The sequence below is a fragment of the Nostoc sp. NMS7 genome, from assembly GCF_017115085.1.
Classification (GTDB): domain Bacteria; phylum Cyanobacteriota; class Cyanobacteriia; order Cyanobacteriales; family Nostocaceae; genus Nostoc.
Genome location: NZ_JABXKJ010000134.1, coordinates 1 through 12,220 on the forward strand (window position 1 = coordinate 1; position 12,220 = coordinate 12,220).

Annotated in this window: 8 protein-coding genes; 7 read left to right on the forward strand and 1 reads right to left on the reverse strand. The window is 40.4% G+C overall.

Annotated features, from left to right (window positions below):
• The first annotated feature begins 431 nt into the window (after positions 1-431).
• The 7 genes from HWQ38_RS13800 to HWQ38_RS13830 all read left to right on the forward strand — a co-directional run bounded on the left by HWQ38_RS13800 (position 432) and on the right by HWQ38_RS13830 (position 12,050).
• Positions 432-1,427, forward strand: a complete 996-nt coding sequence (locus HWQ38_RS13800) for a DUF3854 domain-containing protein (RefSeq protein ID WP_366933287.1) — start codon at positions 432-434, stop codon at positions 1,425-1,427.
• On the forward strand, positions 1,409-2,440 hold the full coding sequence (locus HWQ38_RS13805; RefSeq protein WP_292794387.1) for a transposase: 1,032 nt from the start codon (positions 1,409-1,411) through the stop codon (positions 2,438-2,440). The genes HWQ38_RS13800 and HWQ38_RS13805 overlap by 19 nt, the downstream gene beginning before the upstream one ends.
• A gap of 872 nt (positions 2,441-3,312) precedes the next feature.
• A complete protein-coding gene (locus tag HWQ38_RS13810; RefSeq protein ID WP_292794369.1) occupies positions 3,313-4,359 on the forward strand; it encodes a methyltransferase in 1,047 nt (348 codons plus the stop codon).
• Between the two features lie 51 nt (positions 4,360-4,410).
• Entirely contained in the window at positions 4,411-5,418 is a 1,008-nt protein-coding gene (locus tag HWQ38_RS13815; RefSeq protein WP_292794371.1) for a DMT family transporter, read from the forward strand.
• 372 nt (positions 5,419-5,790) lie between these two features.
• Positions 5,791-6,921: a TauD/TfdA family dioxygenase gene (locus HWQ38_RS13820; RefSeq protein ID WP_292794373.1), complete on the forward strand. Its 1,131-nt coding sequence runs from the start codon at positions 5,791-5,793 to the stop codon at positions 6,919-6,921.
• A gap of 59 nt (positions 6,922-6,980) precedes the next feature.
• Positions 6,981-10,388, forward strand: coding sequence for an amino acid adenylation domain-containing protein (locus HWQ38_RS13825; RefSeq protein WP_292794376.1), 3,408 nt, complete (start codon positions 6,981-6,983; stop codon positions 10,386-10,388).
• Between the two features lie 288 nt (positions 10,389-10,676).
• Complete coding sequence (locus HWQ38_RS13830; RefSeq protein WP_292794379.1) at positions 10,677-12,050, forward strand: ATP-grasp domain-containing protein; 1,374 nt, start codon at positions 10,677-10,679, stop codon at positions 12,048-12,050.
• Here HWQ38_RS13830 and HWQ38_RS13835 read toward each other — a convergent pair.
• On the reverse strand, positions 12,036-12,220 hold a 185-nt coding region (locus HWQ38_RS13835; protein ID WP_292794384.1), incomplete at its 5' end, for a hypothetical protein. The genes HWQ38_RS13830 and HWQ38_RS13835 overlap by 15 nt on opposite strands.

Sequence of the window (12,220 nt, forward strand, 5' to 3'; positions counted from 1 at the left end):
CTTGTCCTTTCCACTCTGGGGTCTTTTATTTGTGTGAAGTATTCCTGAAACTTAGCAGGGTTAGCGCGTCTCAAACCCTATTGACAAGCAGACCTGGTTGATTAGTCATTAAGTTGGAAACAAAGTAGTACTATCCGAGCTAGGTCAATACTTTTGCAGTTTCTAGGATTGAAGGTTGGGTAATAATACTTAAAATACGTTGTACACTTGTTAACATCTATTTTTAATTTCTGGGTCAATTTCTGCAAAAGTATAGTAATCCACCTAGCTACAACCTTTAGAGTTATGCCTTAGAACGAGAATCATCTTTTCGCCGCAGTATTCGCCAAAAGTCACGCCGCGCGGCTATGAATGATCAGTACATGGTTTCTGTATTGGCAGCGGCTCTCTCAAACTCCTCCCCTGTGCTAGAATCCACCTGTCAATAGGGTTTGAGATGCGCTAACCCTGGGAATAATATCCCCCATCGACTCAACCAGACACGCGCTTTCTTCCTCCTAGTGCCGAATCGCATTTGGGTGAAAGTTTCTAATCGTAGCGGCATTCCCATCACCGAAGAAGACTTACAGCATCCCGGTGGTTTCTGGTACTGGGTTTGGCGGCACAATGTACCAGTTACAATTGTCGAAGGTGTCAAGAAAGCGGGGGCGTTATTGACTCCTGGCTATGCTGCGATCGCTATCCCCGGTGTCAACGCTGGATACCGCACACCCCAAGATGAGTACGGTAATGCCATCGGTAAACCAAATCTCATCCCAGACCTGAAACATTTCGCAACAGAGGGAAGACAGGTCAACATTTGCTTTGACAGTGATACTAAACCAGAGACAGTTCAACGGGTGAGAACCGCTATCAGTCGCATGGGACGGCTGCTGGTAAATGAGGGTTGTTCGCTACGGGTGATTGATTTACCCTTTGGTGAAGAAAAAGGTGTTGATGATTTTATCGTTGCCAAAGGAAAAGAAGCTTTTGACGCACTGTACAACACTGCCGTTGCCTTGGAGTTGTGGGAGATTAAGCTGTTTACTCTGCTGACTTATCCTCCAGCGATGTCTGCGACGGGCTACGCCTACGCACTTAATCAACGATTCCTCGGACAGCTTCTCGTCCCCGAAGGTGAAAAACTGATTATCCTCAAAGCTCCCAAAGGCTCTGGTAAAACCCAATGGTTGTCTACTGAGGTGGCGAAGGCGCATGATCAGGGGCGTAGAGTATTAATTATCACCCATCGGATTCAACTTGGTGAGGCATTATGCGATCGCTTTGGTGTTAACTATGTTACCGAAGTCCGCACGAATGAAACAGGCACATTGTTGGGATACGGGGTGTGCGTTGATTCATTGCATCAAGAAAGTCAGGCGCGATTCAATCCTAATGATTGGTCAAATGATGTCATTATTATTGCGGAATCGAAATTTCCGACTTAGATTGGGAAAAGACTCCAGCCATTGTCAAAGAACTGGTGGAGAAAATGGGGCAGCACATCAAGCAATCGGAAAAAGAGTTAACTGACTTAAAAGCCGAGCAGCAAGAGCTTTTAGAAAAAATTAATCGCACCTCAAAGAATTCATCATCTCCGCCCTCATTAGATCGACTCAATGCCGACAAGCGTCAAGAAAAGAAGAAGAGTGGTAAAAAGCGAGGGGGACAACCAGGGCATAAAGGTCATAGTCGGTTTCTATACGATGTGTCCGAATGTGAAAGCGTTTTAGATCACCACCCACAAACCTGTAAATGTTGTGGAGAAAAATTAAACGGAGAAGATGCTTTCCCCTATCGTCACCAGATAGTAGAAATTCCCCCTATCAATCCAATAATCGTAGAACATCGCCTACACCAACTGATGTGTAAAGAATGTGGCACTTTAACTCGTGCAACATTGCCTATGGAGGTAGACCCACGTGGCTATGGGGTCAGAGTTGTGGCAATAGTGGGGGTATTGAGTGGACTGTATCGCCACAGTCAGAGGATGGTGCAAAGTGCCATGCAAGATTTATTTGGAATTTCTATGTCCCTTTTAGTTCAAGAAATTCGCAACTCCCTAAAATCCTCTCTACAAGAGGCTGCCGATTGTGAGATTGGTTCGGCAGAAAAGACGCCATTGGCAAAAACTGTTCGCAGTTGCCGCCAAATTTTAAAAGTTGAACCAGCTTTATGGTTATTTGTAACTGTTGAGGGTGTGGAACCAACAAATAATGCTGCTGAGAGAGCTATACGTCCTGCGGTGATATGGCGACGTACCAGTTTTGGCTCTCAAACTCAAGCGGGTAGTATTTTTGTTGCTCGAATGTTAACTGTTGTGACTTCCCTAAAGTCTCAACGTAAAAATGTCTTGGATTTTATGACTCACGCAGTGGGTGCAGCACGTGATGGTAATCCTCCTCCCTCTTTACTGCCTGAAGTCAATACTTCTCAGGAACAAGTCATAAATGTTGCTTAATCGCCATTGCTCATATCCGCTGATTTACCTTGATTGAATCTGGTGGAGTTTCTCTGCTTTTTCCTCACAACTCCTTCACTTGCTGAAATGCATTGTGTTTTAATCCGCGATCGCCCCGTGGTCGATTACCGCAAAAAAGTTCCGAAGTAGCGGTAATTCATGAATTACCGCTACGACAAATCAGCTTTTTGAGAGAATTTTGCGTAAGTCCTAACGGCGTAAAATTTCATCAGTTGTTACTCTTGGCGATGTCTCTCAACAATAAATAAAATCTCCCCCAAGCGCTAGATGCGCCCGTCAGCCCGTTATAATACCACAAAACTTGTTGCAAGAAGTCTATTTATTTTTTGAATAAAAAGTATTGCTATAAAAATTAAAATCTGTAATATTAAGAAATGAAATCCAAAAATCCTCAAATTCAAGAAATACAATTTTGAAATTTCTGGAAAGGATTACCATATGTTAAAATGATGAGTTTGAAAATTTATTCTCCTCACACCATTACATCCCTACAGCCATTTTTAGGCTATAAATTATGTGTTTGTCTAAATTAAGTTGAGCCTTGTTTTTGAAAAATATCCCCGGTTTAATTCGTCAAAATATCAACTTCTACGAAAGGTAAATAGTCCTTATGAGTATTGGCCAATTACTTTATTGCTGCTTGATAAATTGAGAAAATTCAAGAGTGGGGTGAGGATTGATTTCAATATTGGCAAGTTAGTGCAATTGGGAGGTGATTAAAAATCATCATCAAATGCAATTGGTAATTGTCAGAATAATTAGTATAATTTTTTGACAAATGGTAAAAACCCCTGGATTTATCCACATAACCAATCCAAAATCCAAAATTGTCTGACCTGGAGAAATAGAACTTGTTAGGAACAACTTTAGCATCTAAACAGCTTGCTCAAATCATCTATGGCTACTGGCAAAGTCAGTGCCTATATGTGGCAACAGACTTAGGTATACCTAATCTCTTACAGTCAGGACCAATGACTGTAGAAACCATCGCCAAAGAGACTTCTACAAAAGTAGAAACTCTTTATGTTGTTCTCCGTGCCCTAGCTCATTTAGGTGTGTTTTTAGAGAAACCCGGACGTGTATTTGCAGCCACAGAACTCTCAAATCTGCTGATTACAAATGCAGAGCCTTCTGTTGGACATTTCCTCATGCATATTACAGAACCTTCTATGTGGGATGCTTGGAGAGAATTAGGGAATTCGTTGAAAACCGGAGAAGTTGCTTTTGAAAGAGCAAATGGCAAGAAATTCTATGAATTTTTCATGACGGAAAATCCTGAGTATAGGAATCTTTTCAACAATTCCATGACTTTTTTAACGAATCAAGCAGTTGATTCCCTGTTTGAAGTTTATGACTTTGGTCAATTTGGTACAGTTATGGATGTTGGAGGCAATCAAGGCGCACTGATTGCCCATATTGTGAAAAAATTTGGCTGTAAAGGTATGTTGTTTGATCTACCCCATGAGGTCAAGACAGCGCCAGCTTTCCTAGCACAGCAGGGACTCGATGAAGATGCTGTGCAAGTTATTGGTGGTAATGCTTTGGAGGAAATACCAAGAGGTGCGGATGCGATTGTAATGAAGTATTTCCTCTCAGTATTTAGTTCTGAAGACACCATCAAGGTATTAACTCGGTGTAGAGAGGCTCTGCCAAAACAAGGTAAGATAATACTCCTACAAACACTCGTTTCACCCCGTGGTGCGCCAGTAGAATATCCAGATGGAACTATCCCTGCGCTGGCTGCAGTTCAGATGATGATCACAAATCCCGGAGGTTACTGGCGCACAGAACAAGAGTATAAGGATTTATTTAAAACTAGTGGTTTTCAATTAGAAAAAGTCATTTACACAGGAACAAGTCTGACGGTGCTGGAATTTAGAGTCAATGAAGAGGTATAATTTCTAGCTATTTACTGCTAATACATTAGGCAACTTCCTTGTAAAAAATTAATGCTCAAGGCTAAACTGAGATTCTCATCCGAACAGTTATTAGCAAGACCAACTACAATAGCACTTGCTTCATTAGTAGTCAGCTTAGTAGCTCTATCTTTCTCTCCAATTCTCATCCGCTTGAGTGAAGGCGAACTAGGCCCAAACGCCACAATCTTTAATCGTTTTTGGATTTCTACTATCGCCTTTATACTGTGGAATGGATTTACCACATCGCGTCAGCAGTTGTCTGATAATCAACCCGAAAAACCGCAACCTTACACAATTCGGCAACTCTTGCTATTGTTAGGGGTAGGATTTGTGATGTTTGCAACTCTTGCTCTGTGGGCTTGGTCTTTAGCTCACACCACCGTTGCTAATTCCACGCTCATGCACAATTTAGCGCCACCGTTCACTGTGTTAGGGGGGTGGCTATTCTGGGGAAAGCGCTTTGACAATAGATTTTTAATTGGTATGTTGGTAGCGATCGCCGGAGCTTACGTGCTAGTCTACCATGACTTTTCATCCGCTACTGACAAACTTCAAGGAGATATAGCAGCATTACTATCAGCCAGTTTTCTGGGTTTATACCCACTCCTAGTTGAACAACTACGAACTCAATTGAGTCCGATAACTATCATAACTTGGTGTTCTGCAATTGGCACCGTCTTACTTTTACCTATAGTTCTTCTGACTGAAAATCAGCTTTTTCCCTCTTCTGTACAGGAGTGGGTTTACGTCACTTCCCTAGCATTAATATGTCAAATACTAGGGCTAGGACTTTATGCTTATTCCCTTAAGAGTTTATCTTCAGGATTTGTCTCTTTATGCGATCTGTTCGTTCCCATCCTTAGTACCCAGGAAGCTTGGTTTATCTTTTCAGAAAGACCGAGTTGGGTTACATTTGTCAGTTTTATTGTGATTCTGTTAGGGGTATATGTAACTTCAACTGGTCAATCTGCTATTAAAGGAGAAGTTGAATCAGCGAACCAAGTAGCCATCAAGACCGGCGTACACCAGGAGACATGAAAAGGAACTATGGCCTAGGGGGAATGGCACGAAGATAAGCAGGGCTGTTTCATTCGCTAGTGTTGGACATTTGTCAAGAGAATAATCTCACGCAAAGACGAAAAGAAAAATTATGTATTTTGGGCTGAAGATGCAAAAACTTTTCACTAAAATTATGCGTTATGCGCTTGCCGTGAATTTTAATCTCTTTCACCCTGGCAATATATGTTTTAGGGAACGAAACAACCCTGCGAAGATAAGGGGAATAATTGAGATAAGGAAGATGGGGAGATGGGGGAGGTAGGGGCTGACAGGTGTAGGTTTTTTACGTTGTGTCCCAAAAACCTTATTCCTTGGTTCATCAAGGATTTTAATTTTGTCTAACTACTTACTATGAAAAATCTGCCAATTTCTATTTCAGAAGATATAAGATTACGGTTTTTGCGGGATGATGAGAAAAGCTTTGTCAGTCAGGAAAAAGAACTACCTCTAGTCATTGAGCCAGTTGAGGAAAAATCCTTTGCGGTTCTCCAGCTATTACTCAGCAAAAATCGTGACTGGTTCAATCATCAGCTTGATACCTATGGAGCAATTTTGTTTAGGGGATTTGATATTGAGAATGCAGAGCAATTTCAAACAATTCTGGAGCTACACAATATCCAACTAGAGTCAGTTTACCACTTTGGTAGCGCTCATCGTCTACGAATCACTGATAAAGTCTTCACCTCTTCAGAGGCTCCACCGGATACGATTATTGCTCCTCACAATGAACTCAATATGGTGCCGATACGCCCCTACGTACTTGCTTTCTTTTGTCAAATAGAGCCGGATTTGTATGGCGAAACTCCCATCATAAATACCGAAAAGATATTTTCTCACCTATCTCCTAGTTTACAGCACAAAATTACCACCTCGCCGCAGCGATTTGTGCGTTATGTTCCCAACCATCTATTAGATTTAGTCTTTCAGGGACTATCGCCAGAAGATATTACGAAACTTCTCCAAGAACAAGGATTTGATTTTACTTGGGAAGATGATGGATCGCTGTATTTTGATTGTTCTTATATTACTTTATTCAGTCACCCTAGAACAAATAAACTCTGCTTTTGTCTTAGCATTGTTGATGCTTTAATTAGTAGACAATGGTATCGCCACATTAGCCAACGGTATTCATTTTGGCAAAGGCTTTATTACAACTGGCTACCAGCGAAATTGTACAAAGGTTTTCAGCAAAAATTAACAACAGCCGCAACTGTTGTAGATAGTTCGCAAAAAAAAACTAGTAGCCTGAATACATACTTTTTGAGTACCGATGGTCAATCTACTACACTCACAGAAGCAGAAGCGAAAGAATTGGGAGAAGCTGAATGGAAAAATGCAGTCATATTTCAATGGAAACAAGGCGATATACTCCTCATCGATAACCTACAAGTTGCTCATAGTAGACTGAATACTAAACTTAAGCGAAAAATTCTGACTGCTTTCGGGAATATGTGTAACATTCGTGATATGAAACCAGCTTGATTAAAAGGTATTAAATAATTTATCTAGATTGTAAATAACATAGGAATAAGTAATTACATATGTCAACATCAGAATTTAAACAAGATTGGGAAAAAAAATTATCAGGGGAATTACCTTTACTCGAATTACCCACTAGATTACCTCGCGCTTCTATAAAAAATTACAATGGCGCTGCTTATAGATTTGTCATCAATAATCAATTGACTAGGTTACTAAAAGAACTAGCCTATAGTGAAAGCGTCAGCTTTGACAATCTTCTTTTGGCTGCATTTAAAGTTCTGCTTTATCGTTATACAAATGAACCAGATATTCTGGTTGGGTTGCTGCTAAATCAGCCAGATATAAATGCTAACGTAGTTGTTTCACGAGACTTGATATCGGCAAATATTTCATTTAATAAGTTTCTGCACCAAGTAAGTTATTCCGTAGCAGAAGTTAGGAAGTATCAGGATTATCCGTTGGCTTTATTAGTAAATAAATTACAATCAAAATCTAACTCAAATCATTCACCTATTTGTCAAGCTTCATTTACATTATTGAATGTAAATCTACAGAACAATTCAACTTTATTAGAGACAATAGCTAAGACACAGCAGACAAATTCCGCTCAACTAGAACTAGAAGACTGGGAACTGTGGGAGGAAAAACTAGAATTTTATTTAAGCTTGAAAGTCGTCGATCTTTCTGAATCATTACTCGGTTACTTTAAATACAACAGCAATCTGTTAGATGTAGCGACAGTTGCTCAAATGAGCGCACATTTTCAGAATTTATTGGAAAGTATTGTATCAAATCCAGAACAGCCAGTAGCTCAGTTAGCAATTTTGAGTGAGAGTGAACGAGAGAAAACACTTTTTGAGTGGAATGCTACTGACAGCGATTATGATTCTAGGATTTGTCTCCACCAATTAATTGAAGCACAGGTAGAGCGATCGCCAGATGCAATTGCCGTCTCTTTTGCAGAGGAAAATCTTACATATTATACATTAAATCAGCGTGCAAATCAACTAGCACACTACTTACAAACACTAGGAGTAAAACCAGAGATATTAGTGGGTATCTGCGTTGAGCGTTCAGCAGAAATGCTAGTAGGATTGTTGGGTATCCTGAAAGCTGGTGCAGCTTATCTACCCTTAGATCCCGATTATCCACAAGAACGCTTGGAATTAATATTATCTGATTCTCAAGTGCCGCTGCTACTAACTGATAGTCAAAAGTTATTTGCTGATGATGAACAAAGAAAAGTTATCTGTTTACGTAGCAACCAAGACAAGATTGCTACCTATAGCCAAGACAATCCTGCACCATGTGCCACCGCTGACAATCTAGCCTATGTTATCTATACCTCCGGCTCAACTGGTAAGCCTAAAGGAGTAGAAATTCCTCACGGTGCTGTGGTAAATTTCTTAAAATCCATGCGATACCAACCCGGAATTACAGTATCAGATGTACTTTTGGCAGTGACTACAATATCATTTGATATTGCTGCCTTGGAGTTATATCTACCGTTAATTACCGGCGCTCAGGTTGTCATAGCTCCTCGGAAGGTGGCTACTGATGGTACGCTACTTAAAAAGCTAATTGATACTGCTGGTGCTACAGTTATGCAAGCCACCCCAGCTAGTTGGCGGATGTTACTGGCGGCTGGATGGAGTGGATCTGTGCGATTGAAAATTCTTTGTGGTGGAGAAGGTTTAACCAGTGACTTAGCACAGAATTTATTACAAAAAGCTGCTGCTGTCTGGAATCTCTACGGCCCAACTGAAACCACTATTTGGTCAACTGTTTGTAAAGTAGAACCTGATAAATTATCTCATGCCATAGTTCCCATTGGTCGTCCCATTGCCAATACACAAACTTACATATTAGATACTCATCTCCAGCCGGTTCCCGTGGGAGTTCTGGGGGAATTGTACATAGGTGGTGTTGGCGTCGCACGCGGTTATCTCAACCGTCCTGAACTGACTGCGGAACGGTTTATTGACAATCCTTTTGTGCCCAGTTCTCGTTTTTACAAAACTGGCGATTTAGTTCGTTATCTAGATGATGGTAATATTGAGTACGTTAGTCGCATAGACCATCAAGTAAAAATTCGCGGTTTTCGGATCGAACTTGGAGAAATAGAAAACGCCCTATGTACACATCCACAAGTGCGGGAGGCTGTTGTCATTACCCGTTCTGACCGACAAGATGAAAAACAGATAGTAGCTTATATCACTGTTAGACAAGAAGTACCAACCCCAGACACATTGCGGGATTTTCTGTTACACAAGCTACCAGATTATATGGTGCCAATCGCTTTTGTGACATTAGATGTATTACCTTTAACTCCCAGTGGAAAAGTTAACCGTCGCGCTTTACCTAAGCCAACATTTTCTCACTTCACCCAGCGCCAAGAATTTATTGCACCGCGCAATGATACTGAATTGAAATTAGCAAAACTCTGGTCAGAGATTCTAAACATTCAACCAATAGGTGTTAAAGATAACTTCTTTCAAATTGGGGGAAATTCGGTTTCAGCAGTCTTTTTAATCGCTGCAATTGGAGAGCAGTTTGCTAAAGAATTACCCTTATCAGCACTTCTGACTAATTCTACCATTGAAGAGTTTGCAAACCTGATTGATAGCACAGATACTTTTGATAATTCCCCCCTAATTCCCATCCAACCAAAAGGTAACAAGCAACCGTTTTTCTGTGTACATCCTGCAGGAGGACATGTAATGTGCTACTTTAAATTAGCACATTATTTAGATACTGACCAACCATTTTATGGCTTGCAAGCACAAGGGTTTCATACAGCAGAAGAACTCTTAACGCGAGTCGAAGATATGGCAAGTTTGTATATTGAAGCAATTCGCAAGTTTCAGCCTCAAGGTACTTACGCTATCGGTGGTTGGTCATTTGGGGGAGTTGTAGCCTATGAAATGGCGCAGCAATTATACAAACAGGGACATGAAGTTTCTTTGTTAGCAATACTAGATTCTTATGTGCCAATTCTCTTAGATAAAAATAAGAAAATTGACTCTCCCTATTTGGTTGGTGTTCTTTCTAGATATTTTGGCGGAATGTTAGGTCAGGACAATCTGATCACCCTTGATGAAATCAAAAACTTGAGTGTTAACGAACAAATCAACTATATCCTTGATAAGGCAGTAGAAGTTAAGATATTACCGCCCTCAAATCAAAGTCAACAAAACCGACGTATTGTTGATGTTTTAGTGGGAACTCTCAAAGCAACTTATTCCTATAAACCAGAGCCGTATCCAGGAAAAGTTACTATATTTAGAAGTAGAGAAAAACATATCATGGCTCCCGATCCAACTCTTGTGTGGGTGGAATTATTCTCGATTATGGATGCGGAAGATATTAAAATTGTTGATGTTTCTGGTAATCACTATACCTGCATGTTAGAACCTCATCTACAAGTCCTAGCAGAAAGCTTAAAATCTAGTTTGAGAGCGTTATAAAGGGGGCATCCCATTGATTTTTGGCTCTTCGGTTACTTTTATGGAGATTGTTGAAATTTTTAATTTTTGCAATTGAAGTTGTAGACAATCTGGCTCTTCGGTTACTTTTTCAGAGATTTTTTGTACAAGTTTTGTCCAAATGTGTTTTTTCAACTCATTTTCTAATTATGATTCAGAATTTCAACTCTCACTCATAATTTGATTCAAAGGCTTAGTTTTTGATTAGCGCGAAACGCTAAATTTTCGTTAACTTTTTTCTAATTTATGGATTAAAATTTTTATCACATTATGATTCAAAGCATACCAACATCATCAACGGGTGTTAGGGTAAAGTTAGTAGCTCTATTCAAGACTATCGGTACTCTGACATTATTACTAATAGCCTTGCCGTTCAATGCTTTGATAGTATTGATATCTTTGTTGTGGGGCATTGTGCGTTCGCCAATACGGAAAAATGTCGTAGCTGCTCATCCTCAGACTATCTTGGTGAGTGGAGCCAAGATGACTAAAGCATTGCAACTTGCTCGCTCCTTCCATGCCGCAGGACACAGAGTTATTTTGATTGAAGGTCACAAATACTGGTTATCTGGTCATAGATTCTCAAAGGCTGTGAGTCGTTTTTATACAGTTCCGGCTCCGCAAGAAGATCCAGAAGGCTATATCCAGCTGCTAGTAGAAATCGTCAAGCAAGAAAAGGTTGACGTTTATGTACCTGTATGCAGTCCTGTAGCTAGTTACTACGACTCTTTAGCAAAGTCTGCATTATCAGAATACTGTGAAGTTTTCCACTTTGATCCAGATATAACCAAGATGTTGGATGATAAATTTGCCTTTACCGATCGGGCGCGATCGCTTGGTTTGTCTGTCCCCAAATCTTTTAAAATTACAGAGCCTCAACAAGTTATCAATTTCGATTTTAGTCAAGAAACCCGCAAATATATTCTTAAAAGTATTGATTACGACTCCGTTCGCCGCTTAAATTTAACTAAACTTCCCTGCGACACCCCAGAACAGACAGCAGCCTTTGTCAACAGTTTACCCATCAGTCCCGAAAACCCTTGGATTATGCAAGAGTTTATTCTTGGTAAGGAGTTATGCACACATAGTACAGTGCGCGATGGGGAATTAAGATTGCATTGCTGTTCAAATTCTTCTGCGTTTCAAATCAACTATGAAAACGTCGAAAATCCCCAAATTTGTGAATGGGTGCAACATTTTGTTAAGAGTTTGGCACTGACTGGACAAGTTTCTTTCGACTTTATTCAAGCTGAAAATGGTACAGTTTACGCCATTGAATGCAATCCCCGTACCCATTCGGCAATCACAATGTTCTACAATCATCCTGGTGTTGCAGATGCTTATCTTGGTAAAACTCCCCTAGCTGCACCTCTAGAACCCCTAGCAAATAGCAAGCCCACGTACTTTTTATATCACGAAATCTGGCGACTAACTGGTATCCGTTCCTGGAAACAATTGCAAACATCGGTTAATACCCTAGTGCGAGGCACTGATGCCATTTACAGTCTTGATGACCCTATACCATTTTTGACTTTGCATCATTGGCAAATTCCCTTACTTTTACTGAAGAATCTGCAACAACTCAAAGGATGGGTAAAAATAGACTTTAATATTGGCAAACTGGTGGAATTAGGTGGCGATTAAATAATTCGTAATTCGTAATGACACTCGTTCGCCTTTGGCGTCTCCCCTTCTCCCAAAGGGAGAGGCTAGCGCCAAGGGAGAAGACTCGCTAACGTAATTCGTAATTAAAGAATAATTGTATCCACTCAGTAAATTGGGGTAAGGAGAAAAAAGAAGAAGGAAGATTGTAC

Bases quoted from the DNA above. Each gene is read 5' to 3' on its own strand.
- HWQ38_RS13830 (WP_292794379.1), top strand. From the start codon at position 10,677: ATGATTCAAAGCATACCAACATCATCAACGGGTGTTAGGGTAAAGTTA.
- HWQ38_RS13815 (WP_292794371.1), top strand. From the start codon at position 4,411: ATGCTCAAGGCTAAACTGAGATTCTCATCCGAACAGTTATTAGCAAGA.
- HWQ38_RS13825 (WP_292794376.1), top strand. From the start codon at position 6,981: ATGTCAACATCAGAATTTAAACAAGATTGGGAAAAAAAATTATCAGGG.
- HWQ38_RS13820 (WP_292794373.1), top strand. From the start codon at position 5,791: ATGAAAAATCTGCCAATTTCTATTTCAGAAGATATAAGATTACGGTTT.